At 40.1% G+C, this 17,025-nt stretch carries 15 protein-coding genes; 10 read left to right on the top strand and 5 right to left on the bottom strand.

Annotated elements, in window-relative coordinates; translation table 11 throughout:
- Window positions 1-244 precede the first annotated feature (244 nt).
- Both B9T33_RS12925 and B9T33_RS12920 read left to right on the top strand, forming a co-directional pair.
- Entirely contained in the window at window positions 245-997 is a 753-nt protein-coding gene (locus B9T33_RS12925) for an electron transfer flavoprotein subunit beta/FixA family protein (RefSeq protein WP_086179318.1), read from the top strand.
- 17 nt (window positions 998-1,014) lie between these two features.
- A complete protein-coding gene (locus B9T33_RS12920; RefSeq protein WP_086179317.1) occupies window positions 1,015-1,947 on the top strand; it encodes an electron transfer flavoprotein subunit alpha/FixB family protein in 933 nt (310 codons plus the stop codon).
- A 177-nt stretch (window positions 1,948-2,124) separates the two neighbouring features.
- On the opposite strand, the gene B9T33_RS12915 is transcribed toward B9T33_RS12920, so the two are convergent.
- From B9T33_RS12915 to B9T33_RS12900, 4 genes are all read right to left on the bottom strand, one after another.
- Window positions 2,125-2,979: an IclR family transcriptional regulator gene (locus B9T33_RS12915; protein WP_086179316.1), complete on the bottom strand. Its 855-nt coding sequence runs from the start codon at window positions 2,977-2,979 to the stop codon at window positions 2,125-2,127.
- 141 nt (window positions 2,980-3,120) lie between these two features.
- Window positions 3,121-4,329: a 3-oxoadipyl-CoA thiolase gene (locus B9T33_RS12910; protein ID WP_086179315.1), complete on the bottom strand. Its 1,209-nt coding sequence runs from the start codon at window positions 4,327-4,329 to the stop codon at window positions 3,121-3,123.
- A 35-nt stretch (window positions 4,330-4,364) separates the two neighbouring features.
- Window positions 4,365-5,885 (bottom strand): 3-hydroxyacyl-CoA dehydrogenase, encoded by a 1,521-nt coding sequence (locus B9T33_RS12905; protein WP_086179314.1) that lies wholly within the window; start codon window positions 5,883-5,885, stop codon window positions 4,365-4,367.
- 55 nt (window positions 5,886-5,940) lie between these two features.
- Window positions 5,941-6,720, bottom strand: coding sequence for an enoyl-CoA hydratase (locus B9T33_RS12900; RefSeq protein ID WP_086179313.1), 780 nt, complete (start codon window positions 6,718-6,720; stop codon window positions 5,941-5,943).
- Between the two features lie 254 nt (window positions 6,721-6,974).
- Between B9T33_RS12900 and B9T33_RS12895 the strand changes: the two genes are divergently transcribed.
- The 8 genes from B9T33_RS12895 (at window position 6,975) to B9T33_RS12860 (ending at window position 16,662) form a co-directional block, all read left to right on the top strand.
- Complete coding sequence (locus B9T33_RS12895) at window positions 6,975-8,129, top strand: acyl-CoA dehydrogenase family protein (RefSeq protein ID WP_086179312.1); 1,155 nt, start codon at window positions 6,975-6,977, stop codon at window positions 8,127-8,129.
- Between the two features lie 24 nt (window positions 8,130-8,153).
- Window positions 8,154-9,350, top strand: coding sequence for an acyl-CoA dehydrogenase (locus B9T33_RS12890; protein WP_086179311.1), 1,197 nt, complete (start codon window positions 8,154-8,156; stop codon window positions 9,348-9,350).
- A 500-nt stretch (window positions 9,351-9,850) separates the two neighbouring features.
- The gene (gene badH / locus B9T33_RS12885; protein ID WP_086179310.1) at window positions 9,851-10,618 is read left to right on the top strand and encodes a 2-hydroxycyclohexanecarboxyl-CoA dehydrogenase; all 768 of its coding nucleotides are present in this window, start codon (window positions 9,851-9,853) and stop codon (window positions 10,616-10,618) included.
- A gap of 94 nt (window positions 10,619-10,712) precedes the next feature.
- On the top strand, window positions 10,713-11,495 hold the full coding sequence (badI, locus tag B9T33_RS12880) for a 2-ketocyclohexanecarboxyl-CoA hydrolase (RefSeq protein ID WP_086179309.1): 783 nt from the start codon (window positions 10,713-10,715) through the stop codon (window positions 11,493-11,495).
- Window positions 11,496-11,508: 13 nt separating this feature from the next.
- Window positions 11,509-12,666, top strand: a complete 1,158-nt coding sequence (aliB, locus tag B9T33_RS12875) for a cyclohexanecarboxyl-CoA dehydrogenase (protein ID WP_086179308.1) — start codon at window positions 11,509-11,511, stop codon at window positions 12,664-12,666.
- A gap of 143 nt (window positions 12,667-12,809) precedes the next feature.
- Complete coding sequence (aliA, locus tag B9T33_RS12870; RefSeq protein ID WP_086179307.1) at window positions 12,810-14,447, top strand: cyclohexanecarboxylate-CoA ligase; 1,638 nt, start codon at window positions 12,810-12,812, stop codon at window positions 14,445-14,447.
- A 136-nt stretch (window positions 14,448-14,583) separates the two neighbouring features.
- Window positions 14,584-15,927, top strand: coding sequence for a DcaP family trimeric outer membrane transporter (locus B9T33_RS12865; protein WP_086179306.1), 1,344 nt, complete (start codon window positions 14,584-14,586; stop codon window positions 15,925-15,927).
- Between the two features lie 147 nt (window positions 15,928-16,074).
- Entirely contained in the window at window positions 16,075-16,662 is a 588-nt protein-coding gene (locus B9T33_RS12860; RefSeq protein ID WP_228145826.1) for a TetR/AcrR family transcriptional regulator, read from the top strand.
- A gap of 102 nt (window positions 16,663-16,764) precedes the next feature.
- On the opposite strand, the gene B9T33_RS16400 is transcribed toward B9T33_RS12860, so the two are convergent.
- A partial coding sequence (locus tag B9T33_RS16400; RefSeq protein ID WP_143224016.1) for a transposase family protein occupies window positions 16,765-17,025 on the bottom strand: 261 nt, incomplete at its 5' end.

The raw sequence follows: 17,025 nt of genomic DNA, 5'->3' as shown, positions 1-17,025 counted from the left end.
AAATAATAAAAATCAAAGATTAAAAAATAAGTAAATAATGAGGAATTTTAGATAACTGCATCGTTTTCTAAGAAATGTGAACGATAAGTTCAAGGAAATTACGCTTTTTTACAGGTCTTTCGGTAATTGTGACTTGACCGAAATGCCGAACACATTGCAAGATAGGGCACCTAAAAAATTTAAAGTGAAGAGTTTAAAAGAACTTTTCTCAACATTTACTTTTGCTAAAACAGCCGAGGATTACATGAAGGCTCTTGTTGCTGTAAAACGTGTGGTTGATGCCAACGTTAAAGTTCGCGTTAAGCCGGACAATAGTGGGGTTGACCTTACTAACGTTAAGATGTCAATCAACCCATTCTGTGAAATCGCAGTGGAAGAAGCGGTTCGCTTAAAAGAAAAAGGAACTGTTTCAGAAATCGTTGTTGTTTCTATTGGTCCTAAAGAAGCGCAAGAACAAATCCGTTCTTCTATGGCGCTTGGCGCAGACCGCGGTATCCTTGTTGAAGCTGACGAAAACCAATTAGGTGCACTTGAAATTGCAAAAATCCTAAAAGGTGTTGTTGAAGCTGAACAACCTCAATTGATCCTTCTTGGTAAACAAGCGATTGATGACGACTCTAACCAAGTTGGTCAGATGCTTGGTGCGCTTCTAGGTGCAGGCCAAGGTACTTTCGCTTCAGAAGTTAAAGTTGAAGGCGACAAAGTACAAGTGACTCGTGAAATCGACGGTGGTTTACAAACTGTTGAACTTGCACTTCCAGCAATCATCACAACTGACTTACGTTTGAACGAGCCACGTTATGCAGCTCTTCCAAACATCATGAAAGCGCGTAAAAAACCGCTTGATACTAAGTCACCAGCTGATTATGGCGTTAACCTTGCAACTAAGCTTAAGACTGTTAAAGTTGAAGCGCCTGCAGAACGTAAAGCTGGCGTACAAGTGAAGTCTGTAGACGAGCTTGTAGAAAAATTGAAAAACGAAGCGAAAGTGATCTAATACAGAAGGATAAAATCATGAGTATTTTAGTTATCGCTGAGCACGACAACAAAGCACTAAACGGTGCAACTTTAAACGTTGTTGCTGCAGCGCAAAAAATCGGTGGTGATATCACTGTATTGGTAGCTGGTTCAGGCGCACAAGCTGTTGCTGACCAAGCGGCTAAAGTTGCGGGCGTAAGCAAAGTATTGTTAGCTGACGACGCAGCTTATGAAAACCAATTGGCTGAAAACGTAGCGAAGTTAGTTGCTTCTATCGGTTCTGGCTATTCGCACATTCTTGCTGCGTCTACAACAACTGGTAAAAACATTCTGCCTCGCGCAGCTGCACTTCTTGATGTCAGCATGATCACTGACATTACTGCAGTAGATTCAGCAAATACATTCAAGCGTCCTATTTATGCAGGCAACGCGATTGCTACAGTTCAATCTGACGAATCAATCGTTGTTGCAACTGTACGTGGTACTGCATTTGATCCAGTTGCTGCGGAAGGCGGTTCTGCTGCAGTTGAAGCGCTTGCTTCTGCTGGTGATGCAGGTATTTCTAAGTTCATTAACGAAGAAATCGTTAAATCTGAACGTCCAGAATTAACTGCTGCTCGCATTGTCGTATCTGGTGGTCGCGGTGTAGGTTCAGGTGAAAACTACCACACTGTACTTGACCCATTGGCTGACAAGCTTGGTGCTGCTCAAGGCGCGTCACGTGCTGCAGTAGATGCTGGCTTCGTACCAAACGATATGCAAGTAGGTCAAACGGGTAAAATCGTTGCGCCAGAACTGTATATCGCTGTCGGTATCTCAGGTGCGATTCAGCACTTGGCAGGTATGAAAGATTCTAAAGTGATCGTAGCGATCAACAAAGACGAAGAAGCACCAATTAATGCAGTAGCTGACTACTGGTTAGTGGGTGACTTAAATAGTGTTGTTCCTGAATTGGTGTCACATATTTAACGATACTTGAAGACCTAAATAAAAAAGCCAGTCTGTAATTATACAGTCTGGCTTTTTAATGGATCACTATGGAGTCAAGAAAACTAATTTGGGATGTATCAAGTAAAACGAAGCAAACCCAACAGGCACTAGTTTTTTTATTCAAGAGAATGTTTGACTGAATAAAACAATATCTTTTTAAAGTGCGTTTAAAGCTTCTTGAATATTTTGAACCATATAGATCAGACGTGGCCCAATTTCATTTTCAAGCTTTTCTTGATTGACTAAATAGCTTGGCGCTCCACAGTTGAAGACCAATAAACCATGGATAGGATGTACCATTGGTACAGCTACCGAATTCACTTCTTTATGCCATTCACTTAAAGACAAACAGTAGCCATAGTTTTGGTAATCATGAAATGAACGTTCTAATCCGCGTTTGATCATAGGCCAATCATCTTGATGGCGTTTAGCTAAAGCTTCCATAATGAATTCGCGTTCAGTTTCTGGTAGCGCAGCCAAGCAAGCACGTCCCATTGCGGTATTGTGTAGTGGAATGGTCGAGCCAATCGGGCGGCGCATGGTCAAATTCGATTCTGCCTGTACCACATCTAAATACAGCATATTTAAACGGTCGCGTGTTGCCATTGCGACAGGTGCCTGAGCATACTTTGCCATTTCTTCCATATAAGGACGCGCATGGATACGTGCAGAAATATTTGAAAGGGAAGCATAACCGAGTGCTAATACACCTGTATCTAAGGTGTATTTGGTTGAATTAGGTAATTGTTTCAAATAACCAAGGGAAACTAAGGTATTGGTAATACGTGCAATGGTGGGTTTCGGTAAACCTGTTAATTGCGACAATTCTTGGTTACCCAGAATTTGAGTTGTAGCGGTAAAACAACGCAGAATTTCCAAGCCACGTGCAAGCGAAGCAATAAATTGCGGATTATTTTCGCGATGGATATGTGAAATTGGATCAAGGCGAATTTCATCTAAATTTATTTTTTTTTCTGTTTGCTCAAGAGCAATTTCATCTTGATGATTCATGGTGTTCCAGTTCTTTTTTAAATCAATACACAATGTATGATAACAATAAATTTCGCTATACAAAACTTTTTGAGGCTTTGAAGCCTAAATTTCTGTATAGCGGAACCAATAAAAATTGTAATTTCACATAATTCATGCAATTTAGTTTAGCTGTGTATTTTCAATGACCATCGCTAAACCTTGTCCAACTCCAATACATAGGCTGATCACTGCATATTTTTTATTACGGCGTTTTAACTCACGCGCCACAGTTAATGCAAGACGTGCCCCCGAACAACCCAATGGATGACCAATTGCGATTGCACCACCATTTGGATTTACCCTTGGATCATCAAATGCAACATTTAAGCCTTTCAGACAAGATAAAACTTGTGGTGCAAAAGCTTCATTAATTTCAATAATATCCATGTCATCAAGACTGAGATTGGCACGCTTTAAGGCTTTCTTAATAGCTTCAATCGGACCAGCACCCATAATACGAGGCTCAATACCCGAAGAAGCTGAAGCTAAAATTTTAGCCAGTGGTTGTAAGCCATATTTTTGTTTAACACTTTCGTTGCCAATGAGTAATGCTGCTGCGCCATCATTGACCCCAGATGTATTGCCAGCGGTGACTACACCGCCTTCAAATAAAGGCTTGAGTTTTTGTAATGCTTCAAAGTTTGATGAGGGGCGTGGATGTTCGTCTTCATCTACAATTTTCGGCGGTGCTTTACGACCTTGTGGTACTTCAATAGTCAAAATTTCATCTTTGAAAAAACCATCTTGCTTGGCTTGTTCATATTTTGCTTGAGAAGCTGCTGCAAAGCGATCTGACTCTTCACGGCTAATGCCAAAAGCTTCAGCGACATTGTCACCTGTTTCAGGCATAGAGTCATTGCCATACATTTTGGTTAATGCCGGATTTGGAAAACGAGAGCCAATGGTGGTATCAAACATTTTTATATCTCGGCTATAAGCTGATTCAGCTTTGGCTAAAACATAGGGTGCACGTGACATACTTTCAACACCGCCAGCAATATATAGATTGCCTTCACCACAGTGAATTGCGCGAGCTGCATCAATAACAGCTGCTAAACCACTAGCACATAATCGATTGACAGTTTGACCAGCGACACTAACAGGCAGCTCTGCAAGTAATAAAGCATTGCGTGCTACATTTCGACAATCTTCACCCGCTTGATTGGTGCTACCCAAGATCACTTCTTCAATATCAGTGGCGTCAATACCCGTTTTTTGCACTAAAGATTTAATCACTTGTGCTGCAAGATTGTCTGGACGGATACTGGCAAGACTACCTGCATGGCGACCAATTGGCGTGCGTAAGCCATCGTAAATATATGCATTCATAACATTCTTTCCTTCAAGTTTTTTAATCTAAAAATTTAGCGTTGATAGTTGAGTGATAGATTTAGTTTGCAGCGTCTTTGTAACCACGGACTTGGTCTATAACGTGGGTCATGACTGATACTTGAAATACGCTCGAGAATTCTTAAAATCTTTTCTTTGCCGATTACATCGCCCCATTCAATCGGGCCAAATGGATAACCAAGTCCAAGTTTCACTGCGGCATTGATATCTTCAACTGTGGCAATTTGCTGCTGCGCCATATCGCAAGCCAAATTCACCACCATGGCAAGAATACGTTGTGAAACAAAGCCTGAGCTTTCTTCAATCACTATGACTTCAACATTTGGTTGACTGAATAGATCCAGCGCAGCTTCAATCATTTTTGGCTGAGTCAGCAGGCTAGGCATTAAAGTGCTGCATTGCTCAAAATTTCCCAACATATCAATACAAACAACTTGTTCAGGATTGACGCCTAAACGTAGTGCGCTATGTGTTGCGTCATCGCCATAATTGGCAATTAGAATTAAGTCTTCATTATTGGGCTGAGCATTGAGATTAATTTGAATCCCTTTTTGTGTTAAATGGGAGGTGAGTTTTTCATGATCATCGTCAAATTCTGTACTAAGCCATACTGTTTTTAAATCATGACGATGTGCTGAGTACTTAGGAATAATTGCAATCTCTTGCTTGGCTTGATCAATGTATTTATAAAATCCTTCACCTGTTTTGCGGCCTAGTTTTTTCCCAATGAGCATTTGCTGCGTTAATACATTCGGGCGATAGCGTGGCTCTTGATAATATTGGTTGTAAATTGACAGCATGACAGGGTGGGAAACATCTAAGCCAGTCAGATCCAGCAGTTCAAAAGGTCCCATTTTAAAACCTAAGGATTTTTTCAAAATGAGGTCGATTTCAGCAACCGATGCAACATTTTCACTCAAAATTTTAAGTGCTTCTGTTCCATATGCACGACCTGCATGATTAATAATAAATCCCGGCGTATCTTTGGTGCGTACAGGGCGATGTCCCATCGAGCGTGCGAGTTCAGAGAGTTGGTCAATAATCTGTGTATCAGTATGTAAGCCTTGAATGACTTCAACCACTTTCATCAATGGTACTGGATTGAAAAAGTGATAACCAACCACTCGATCTGGTCGCTGACATTGCGCTGCAATCTCAGTAATTGAAAGGGAAGATGTATTCGACGCTAAGATACATTCTGGACGCACAATAGCTTCAAGCTGTTTCATTAAACTTTGCTTGATGTCTAATTTTTCTATAATGGCCTCAATTACCAAATCACAGATATGCAATTCCTGAATATTTTCAACAATATGTAAATTCGCTAATGATTGTTCTAAGTCGGTTTGGGAAATTTTATTTTTTTCGACCAATCTGCTTAGTGTGGTATTGAGTTTGTCATATGCTTTTTTTGCAGCATCTTGCTGGGCATCGTATAAATAGACTTGATGATTGGATTGAATTGCAATTTGCACAATCCCAATGCCCATGATGCCTGCACCAATCACCCCAATGTTTTTGATTAATCTGTCCATGTTTACCTCAATAAGCTGCTGTCCACAATGTTGAAGTAGAACGAGCTAACTCAATTTATTTACCTTGAAAGTTTGGTTTGCGTTTATCTAAAAATGCTGCCATGCCTTCTTTTTGATCTTCGGTACTAAATAGCAATTGGAAAGCTTTACGTTCAAGTGATAGTCCTGCGTTTAATGGCACATCTTCACTGAGTAATACCACTTCTTTAATTTGTTCAAGGGCAATGGCTGGCAGTTTGGCAATTTGTTGAGCCATTTTATATGCTGTATTTAAGGTCTCAGCATCGTCTGTGACTTGAGATACTAAACCCATGGCAAGCGCTTCTTCTGCGGGGACTAAGCATCCAGTCATGATCATGCGCATGGCTTGAAACTTACCAACGGCACGTACCAAGCGCTGGGTGCCACCTGCACCAGGCATAATGCCGACTTTGATTTCTGGTTGACCAAATTGAGCACTTTGACCGGCAATAATTATGTCTGCATGCATGGCGAGTTCACATCCACCGCCCAGTGCAAAGCCGTTGACAGCGGCAATAATCGGCTTGGGGCAATTGGCAATCGTTTGCCAATAACGTTCAGTACGGCGTAAATACAGATCCATAGAACTTGCTTCCGCAAGCTCGGTTAAATCAGCACCAGCAGCAAAAACGTCATCACCACCTGTCAATACAATCACGCGAATATCATCATTATCGACTTGCTGAGCAACGGCTTCTGCGAGCAATTTTCGCACTTGGGTGTTCAGTGCATTTTTAGCTTCAGGACGGTTGATTTTTATAATTGCAATGGAAGGTAAAGCATAGTCTATTTGAACAACTGAATTTTGGTTCATTTTTTAAAATTCCGCATAGCAAAACTTAATTCACAAAACAATTTAAGATAATTTTGTACATTGTTCAATCTAAATGCCAATAAAAAATAAAATGTTTCAGAAAACGGCCAAAATTTGTAACTATTTTTATAATTTAGATGAATTTTAATTGTCACCATAAGGAAATGTTGATAACGTGTTTCGTATAACGAAATTAAATGACTATTTTGATAAATAAAGGAAGTCTAATCCTAAAAATGGACTAGGAGAAAAAAATGATTCGTGATGAACAGATGTTAGAGCAGTTATTGTCGACACTACGTGATTTTGTACAAAATGAATTGCGTCCACTTGAGCATGAAGTCGACGAAACTGACGCGATCCCTGAGCATATTGTGCAGCAAATGCGAGAAATGGGTTTATTTGGCTTGACGATTCCAGAAGAGTTTGGCGGTTTGGGTATTACCATGGAAGAAGAGGTGCGTGTGGCATTTGAGCTTGGTCATACCTCTGCTGCATTTCGTTCTTTAATTGGTACAAATAATGGTATTGGTTCAAGCGGTATTCTGATTGATGGCACAGAAGAGCAGAAACAAAAATACTTACCGCGTTATGCTAGCGGTGAAATTATTGGTTCTTTTTGTTTAACTGAACCAGATTCAGGATCAGATGCGGCAGCGCTAAAAACTTCAGCCGTGAAAGACGGTGACTATTATGTGCTAAATGGCACTAAACGGTTTATTACCAATGCAACTCGTGCACAAACTTTTACTGTTATGGCGCGTACCAATCCTGAAATTAAAGGCGCTGCAGGTATTTCAGCGTTCTTGGTTGAAGCGGGCACTGCAGGTTTGTCACTGGGTAAAATTGATAAGAAAATGGGACAGAAAGGTTCTTATACCTGTGATGTGATTTTTGATAATTGCCGTGTACATAAAGACCAATTGATTGGCGGTGTTGAAGGCATTGGTTTTAAAACCGCAATGAAAGTATTGGATAAAGGCCGCTTGCATATTGCTGCTTATAGCGCAGGTATGGCAGAACGGATGCTTGATGATGCGTTAAATTATGCAATTGAACGTAAACAATTTGGTCAACCTATTGCAAACTTTCAGCTGATCCAAGGAATGCTGGCAGACTCTAAAACTGAAATATATGCCGCCAAATGTATGGTTTTAGATGCAGCTCGTCGCCGTGATTTGGGCGAGAACATTAGTACAGAAGCGTCATGTTCAAAAATGTTTGCAACAGAAATGTGTGGCCGTGTAGCTGACCGCTGTTTACAGATTCATGGTGGTGCTGGTTATATCAGTGAATATTCTATTGAGCGTTTTTATCGTGATGTGCGCTTGTTCCGTTTGTATGAAGGCACAACCCAAATTCAGCAAATTATTATTGCACGCGACATGATTAAGTCAGTGACTGCTTAACACAATAAATGAAGGAAAAACAAAATGAAACCGACTAAATTCAACTGGAAAGATCCGTTTTTATTGGAACTGCAACTGACTGAAGAAGAGCGCATGATTCGAGACACTGCGCATGCTTACTGCCAAGACCGTTTACAGCCGCGTGTGTTGGAACAGTTCCGTCATGAACAAACCGATGCTTCAATTTTCCGTGAAATGGGTGAACTGGGTCTACTTGGTCCAACGATTCCAGAACAGTATGGTGGAGCGGGTTTAAATTATGTGAGCTATGGTTTGGTGGCACGTGAAATTGAATATGTAGACTCGGGCTATCGTTCAATGGCGAGTGTGCAAAGTTCACTTGTGATGGTGCCGATTAACGAATTTGGCTCTGAAGAACAAAAGCAAAAGTACCTGCCAAAATTGGCAACTGGCGAATACATCGGCTGCTTTGGTCTAACCGAACCAGACCATGGTTCAGACCCGGGCAGTATGATTACACGTGCGAAAAAAGTAGATGGTGGCTATCGTTTAACAGGCGCCAAAATGTGGATTACCAACAGCCCCATTGCGGATGTATTTGTCGTTTGGGCCAAAGAAGTTTCGCAAGAAGGCAATGTTGGTGACATCCGAGGTTTCATTTTAGAAAAAGGATGGGAAGGGCTATCCGCGCCAGCGATACATGGTAAAGTTGGGCTGCGTGCTTCTATCACTGGTGAAATCGTTATGAATAATGTTTTTGTCCCAGAAGAAAATGCCTTCCCAGAAATACGAGGCTTACGCGGTCCATTTACTTGCTTGAACAGTGCCCGTTATGGCATTGCATGGGGAGCAATGGGGGCAGCTGAGTTCTGTTGGCATACAGCCCATCAATACACAATGGACCGAAAACAGTTTGGACGTCCATTGGCAGCGAATCAGTTGGTTCAGAAGAAACTGGCCGATATGCAAACTGAAATTGCACTAGGTCTACAGGCTGCACTGCGCTTTGGTCGTATGAAAGACGAAGGCATAGCTTCGGTCGAGGGAACTTCACTGATTAAGCGAAATAACTGTGGTAAGGCACTGGATATTGCCCGAGTTGCACGTGACATGTTGGGTGGTAATGGTATATCAGATGAATTTGGTGTGGCACGACATCTGGTGAATCTAGAGGTAGTGAATACCTATGAAGGCACCCATGATGTACATGCACTGATTCTTGGTCGAGCACAAACAGGCATTGCAGCATTTTGCAATTGATCAGTCCTTTTTAAGTCAAAAGCGTTCTTGGTTCTCCATTGTTAGTTGGACAGTGGAGAAGTAAACGCAATTTTAAAAAATATAAAATTTAAAAAAGGCATTACATGTATTGTAGTGCCTTTTTTTATGCTTGATGAAAATGGATAAAGCAGAAAATTAATATTTTTTAATTGGAATAAATGTATTTCACTATACGAAATACATAAGTAATTAAAAGCTAATTTATGATTTTGATTACTGTGAAATAGAGGATTTTCTCCAATTTTTAGCTATAAGTGTTTATATTACATCAAAATGTGTAACAAAATATTGCAAATATATGGTAAATAATTAAGCTATATCTATATATAACAATGAGATATCTGGTTAAAAAGAAATTTATTTTAATTTCGTATAGCGAAATATGTTAATGGATAATTGAAATTAATTTCCTTTTTGTCTATGTTGGATATATCGATTAGAAAATCATAGTTCTGAATAACACAAGAAAGGATACTGGTATGAAAGGCCTAAAGGATAAAGTCATTATTGTAACTGGTGGTGCTGGTGGTATCGGCAGTGCGACTTGTAAACGCTTAGCGCAAGAAGGCGCAAAAGTCGCTGTGTTTGATATGAATATGGACACTGCACAGAAACTAGTTACAGAGATCCAAAACGCGGGTGGTAAAGCATTTGCAGTGCAGTGCGACATTACCAATAAACAAGTCGTCGATCAGGCGATTGAGAAAACAGAAGCTGAGCTAGGTCCAATCGATGGTCTTGTGAACAATGCAGGTTGGGATATCTTTAAGCCATTTATTAAATCAGTACCAGAAGAATGGGAAAAACTGATCCAAATTAACTTGGTTGGCATGTTGAATATGCACCATGCAGTGCTTAAAGGGATGGTTGAACGCAACCAAGGGCGTATCGTCAATATCGCATCGGATGCAGCACGTGTAGGTTCATCTGGCGAAGCAGTCTATGCAGCGTGTAAGGGCGGACTACTTGCATTTTCAAAAACGCTAGCACGTGAGCATTCACGCAACAATATTACTGTAAATGTAATTTGCCCAGGCCCAACGGATACCGCGCTTTTAGCAGGTGTTACGGAAGGTGCATCAAACCCTGAAAAACTTCGCGAAGCATTTACTCGTGCTATCCCGCTTGGTCGTTTAGGTCAACCAGATGATCTTGCTTCATCTATTGCATTTTTCTTAAGTGATGATGCCAGCTTTATTACGGGACAAGTACTCAGCGTTTCAGGCGGTTTAACCATGAATGGTTAAGTGAGTTGTTGTGGACGATGGAAGAAGAACATTCTCAGTCGCTCAAAAATATGCAGTAAAAGTTAAATGTAGTTTTCAAGGAAAGGAAAAGATCATGAATTTTGAAGATATTTTATACGAAGTAAAAAATGGTGTTGCATGGATCACAATCAACCGCCCAGAAAAAATGAATGCTTTTCGTGGACAAACCTGTGATGAAATTATCCGTGCACTAAACAAAGCAGGCTATGACCGTCAAATTGGTGCAATTGTTCTGACAGGTGCAGGTGAAAAAGCATTCTGTACAGGCGGAGATCAATCTGCACATGATGGTAATTATGATGGTCGTGGCACGATTGGTTTGCCAATGGAAGAACTACATACGGCGATTCGTGATGTACCTAAACCAGTCATTGCACGCGTACAAGGTTATGCAATCGGTGGTGGTAACGTTTTAGCGACGATTTGTGATTTAACCATTTGTTCTGAAAATGCAACTTTTGGTCAAGTTGGTCCAAAAATGGGTTCTGTCGATCCGGGCTTTGGTACGGCTTATTTAGCACGTGTTGTGGGTGAAAAGAAAGCGCGTGAAATTTGGTATTTATGTCGCCGCTATAAAGGCCAAGAGGCTGTTGATATTGGCCTAGCTAACAAATGTGTACCAGCAGATCAGTTAGATGCAGAAGTGCAAGCATGGGCAGAAGAAATTTGTGAACGTAGTCCGACTGCTATTGCTATTGCTAAACGTAGCTTCAACATGGATACCGCACATCAAGCGGGTATTGCTGGCATGGGCATGTATGCATTGAAATTGTATTACGACACAGAAGAATCGCGTGAAGGTGTGAATGCGTTGAAAGAAAAACGTAAACCTGAATTCCGTAAATTCTTTAAATAAGGAGGAATACGCCATGAGTAAAAATCCTTACATCACTGAAGATTTAGAATTCTTAGCCGAAACTGCTGAAAAATTTGCGCAAAAATATATTGCACCGGGTTTTTTAGAGCGTGATCAAAGCCGAATTTTTGATCGTGATTTGGTCAAAAAAATGGGTGAAATGGGTTTTATTGCTCCAGAGCTACCAGAGCAATATGGTGGTCAAGGCATGGGACGTTTGGCGGCAGGTATCATTCATGAAGCCGTTGCCAAAGCAGATTTAAGTTTTTCATACATCAATTTGCTTGCTTCCTTAAATGGTCAAATCTTGGCGGAACATGGCGATCCTGAAGTAGTTGAGCCTTGGCTACGTAAATTGACTGCGGGCGAAGCTATTTTTGCCATTGGATTGACAGAGCCTCGTGGCGGTTCAGATGCAGGAAATCTGCGTTTAAAAATAGAACGTGATGGCGATGAATACGTATTAAATGGGGAAAAGACCTCCATTTCGGCGGCTGATCAGGCTGATGCATCAGTCATCTTTGGTCGTACTGGTACGATTGAATCTGGTGCACATGGAGTAACCGCAGTTTTAGTGCCTATGGATTTACCAGGTATTACAACAACACGTTTTGACTGTCATGGGCAGCGTGCCATTGGACGAGGTTCTATATTCTTTGACAACGTACGTGTACCAGTCAATCACCGTTTAGGTGAGGAAAATAAGGGCTTCGTTCAAGTGATGCAAGGCTTTGACTTTTCCCGTGCATTGATTGGTTTGCAAGTACTCGCAGTCGCACGTGTGTCATTGGACGAGGCTTGGGAATATGCGGCACAGCGTGAGGCTTTTGGTAAACCTTTAACAGCGTTCCAAGGTGTTTCTCACCCATTGGCAGACTATGAAACCCAAGTTGAAGCAGCACGTTTACTTTGTCTGCAAACTTTATGGTTGAAAGACAACCACTTACCACATACTGTAGAAGCAGGGATGTGTAAATGGTGGGGACCAAAATTAGCGTATGATGTTGTGCATCAATGCTTATTGACCTTTGGTCATGCAGGTTATGACCGCGGTGTAATGGAACAACGTATGCGAGATGTACTCGGTTTCCAAATTGGCGATGGTACTGCACAAATTATGAAAACCATTATTGCGCGACATAAAGCAGGTCGTAAGGCTGTTCCTGCATAAAGCAGAGCAAAAGGCGTTACATGTCTATTAGCTAAGTTTATTTTGGCTAATAGACAACGTTTGAAAGAAAAAGGCTGTCATAAAGCTTGCAGTTAAATAGTTTAAAGTAAAACGGTTGGATAATTATAAATTGGAGTTACGGAATGGATTTCGATGCGGTTCTTTTACCCCCTCGCAGGGAAAAAATGATTCAAGCAGGTTATTGGTTAAATAGAACCATCTTGCAATCATTAAATGAAGCAGTACACCAGCATCCAGATAAAATTGGTTTGGTGAGCTATAAAACGGAAAATCAGTCTGAAACCAGCTTTACTTATCGGGAAATGCTGCATACAGTCAATCGTATTGCTTTGGGTTTAAAGCGACTAGGTGTGCAAAAGCAAGATATCGTTTCTTGCCAATTGCCAAACTGGTGGGAATTTACACTGCTGTATATTGCTTGCCGACGTATTGGTGCTGTACTGAATCCACTGATGCCAATTTTCAGAGAGCGCGAACTTTCATTTATGTTGAAACATTCAGAAAGTAAAGTGTTTATTGTGCCTAAAATTTTCCGTAAATTTGATTATGAAAAATTAGCCAATCAGCTACAAAGTAATATACCAAGCCTTGAGCATGTTGTTATCATTGGTGGAGAAGGTGAAAACAGCTTTGACAAACTACTGCTCAATCATGGTTTAGACAAAGATCCGCAAATTCTCAATACACTGAATGATGTCACGATTACAGCAGATGATATTGCTCAATTAATCTTTACCTCAGGTACAACGGGTGAACCTAAAGGCGTAATGCATACGGCAAATACTTTATTTTCCAACATTGTACCTTATGCGAAACGTCTGCATTTAGATAAAGATGATGTGATCTTAATGGGTTCGCCAATGGCTCATCAGACTGGCTTTATGTATGGCTTAATTATGCCTGTACTGCTGAAAGCAAAAGCCGTGCTCTTGGATGTTTGGGATGTCAATGTTGCGATTGATTTGATTCATAAGCACCAAGCGACATTTACCATGGCTTCTACGCCATTTCTAAATGATCTTTCTGAAGCGGTAATGGAATCGCATCAATCACTCGATAGCTTGAAATTATTTTTATGTGCTGGAGCGCCAATTCCAAGTACTTTGGTGCAAAAAGCGCGTCAAAACATGGGGGTTAAAGTTATATCAGCTTGGGGGATGACTGAGTGCGGTGCTGTGACCATGACCTGTCCAGAAGATGATGACGAACGCTCATTCAATACCGATGGTCTGCCATTGCCCGGAGTTGAAGTGAAAATTGTTGGTGATGACGGTGAAACACTTGCACCTATGCAATCTGGCACACTGATGATTCGTTGCTGTTCAAATTTTGGCGGATATTTAAAACGTCCTCATTTGAATGAAACCGATGCTGAGGATTGGTTTGATACTGGTGATATTGCCTATCAGGATGAGCAAGGTTATATCCGCATTGCAGGTCGTAAAAAAGACGTCATTATCCGTGGTGGGGAGAATATCCCAGTCGCTGAAGTGGAATCATTAATTTATTTACATCCTGAGATCGCAACTGTTGCCTTGGTTCCATATCCAGATGAACGCATGGGTGAAAAAGCATGTGCAGTTGTGAAATTGAAAAATCCAGAGCATGAGCTGACATTGCCATCACTGTTGGAATTTTTGAAGACGCACCAATTGGCCAATCAGTATTTACCAGAGCGCTTAGAAGTTTGGGATGAGCTTCCAATGACGCCATCAGGCAAAATTCAAAAATTCAAAATTCGTGAATTATTGGCGAATTAATACTTAAAAAGATGTATTAAAAAACCGAACATTGCCATTCGATAAATAATTGTAATGAGTTTATCGATAGCTTTGTTCGGTCTGAAAAACGTGGATATCTGAAATAAATCATTTGGGGAAGAAAAGGATTTTTACCATGAAAAAAAATGTACAGTTTTTTGCTAAAAGCACACTCACTTTGTCAATGTTGGTTTTGACATCAATGACACATGCAGAGTTGAGTTTGCAACAGCAAGTTGATCAATTGCAGCAACAGGTTCAAGCCTTGCAAGAGTTAGTACAGCAACAGCAAAAAGTTTATGATCAAAAGTTAAATGAGCAGAAAATAGCAACTGCACCTGTAGTGGTTGAAAGTGTCACACCACAAAAGGCGCCGTCACCTGTACTACAACATACGACAAAAGGTGGTGCTGAATTTGAACTATATGGCAATGTACGTGCTGACATGAGTTATCAAATGAAAGGTCCAAGCACTATGTATAACCTCATTAGCGGCGTACCGTTAGAGGGCACTGCTGAGGAGCGTAAAAATTCAGATAAATTCCAAAGTACATTAAATGCCACGCGTTTCGGCTTTAATTTTAAAACACCACAGCTGGGTGATCATGCTGTTGGCGGTAAAGTGGAAATGGATTTTTTCGGTGGCGCGGGTCGCGATACTTTCCGTATACGTCATGCTTATATGACTTATGATCAATGGTTATTGGGTCAAACTTGGTCAAACTTTAACGCTGTTGAATATTATCCTGAAACGGTGGATGCATCACTTTCTGTGGGTGGCTCACTGACCCGTGTACCACAAATTAAATATTCGGTTCCCGTAAATCCAAATGTGAATTTGGCATTTAGTTTGGAAGACTCTAAAGCCGAAACGGTAACTCGTACAGGTACTCAGAATTTTACAACAGACCCAGATGCAAAATTAAAACTGCCATCAGCGACGGGGCGTATCAATTATAAGTTTGATAATGGTTCAGCCGTTTCAGGACGTACTTTTGTCACGCAAAAAGCGACAAACCATGCAGGAAGTGATGATTTCTTGGCATGGGGTGTTGGGCTAGGTGGTAAATATCAAGCTACAGAAAATACCCTTGTTCGTGTTGACTATAACCACATAAAAGGCGATACCAAAAATCTACTTTGGTCAAACATGGCATATGTGTTTGATGATAATAATAAAATGCGTGCCAATCAATTTGATGCCATTACAGTGGGTTTAACGCAAAAACTCACACCTAAAATCCGTTCAACTTTAGGTTTTGGCTATATGAAAGCAGATGATAACAATGCATTCTCTCGTCTTGTACATAATGATGAAACTCAAAATGCTGAGTTAAAAGAAGGTTGGATTAACTTATTCTACAACCCAGTGAAACCAGTCAATTTTGGTCTGGAATATATGTACGGTGAGCGAAAAACCTTCAACGATAAAACAGGTATCGATAACCGACTTAACTTCACAGCAATTTATGATTTCTAATAGGTCTTTTATTCATTAAATGATCCATCTTGCTATAAATCTTATAAGTTTGAGGCTTATATCTGGTTTATGGCAGGGTGGATATATCAATGAGTTTGAAACATATAATTGCTGAAAAAAATCCTATATAAATATTGTGGTTTATTCATGATGAATTTAGATAAACAGCAAAAACACTTGACCAATATTCATCATATTTTAGAGGTAGCAGAACAAATCATCATTGATAATGAGCACGAACTTGTGATTTCAGACCTTGCCAAACAAGTGAGTATGGCAAAAGGCACTGTCTATAAATACATTAAAAGCAAAAACCAGTTATATCTTGAAATATTAATAAAAAATGAAAAAAGGTTGCTTGAAATATCCATGCAACATGATGGGGATATGCATAACTATTTGTCTAAATATATGAAATTTCATTTGGATGATGCCCTGCGTACAATTAAATTCCACCAATTGGAAGAAAAAATTACCAATACAGAAAGAAATCTGAAAGCCTTGTTTCAAGAGCTATATGTAATACGTGAAAAAAGGATTTTGGCAATTCGACGCATTGCAATGACACATCTAAAATTGCGAAAAAGCCTACTATCAGTGAGTGACTATTTTTCTTATATTTGGAGCATAACGTATGGTGCTGCATTATATTTAAATTCTAGTCACAATACGCTTTCGACAAAACAGAAAGACACATTAATCAAAAGTTATATTGAGTTGGTTGTAAGTATTTAATTATTCAATTTGAAAGTATATTGCTGAATTAGTTGTCTATGCTAGGTTTGTACAACAAAGCCTATTAAACTAAATTTAAAATTATTAGACCTCTTTCATAAATCATTTTTTGCTCAGTTCCAAATTATAGATCCCAGCAATTAAATTGAATCTCAAACCCAGTCTTTTTCCTCTATTTCGATAACGCTCTGCAAGGATTTTGAAGGTTTTTAAGCTGCCAAATACATGCTCAATGCCGATTCGTCTTTTATTGATTTCTTGATTATAAGTTTTTAGCTCAGGATCTAGTTTACAACGTTTTTTTGCTTTTAACGGTAATAGGCTATGTGGATAAATCATATAAATTCCTTGATAACCTTTATC

The sequence above is a fragment of the Acinetobacter sp. ANC 5054 genome, from assembly GCF_002135295.1.
Lineage (GTDB): Bacteria > Pseudomonadota > Gammaproteobacteria > Pseudomonadales > Moraxellaceae > Acinetobacter.
This window is presented reverse-complemented; position numbering and strand designations above follow the sequence as displayed.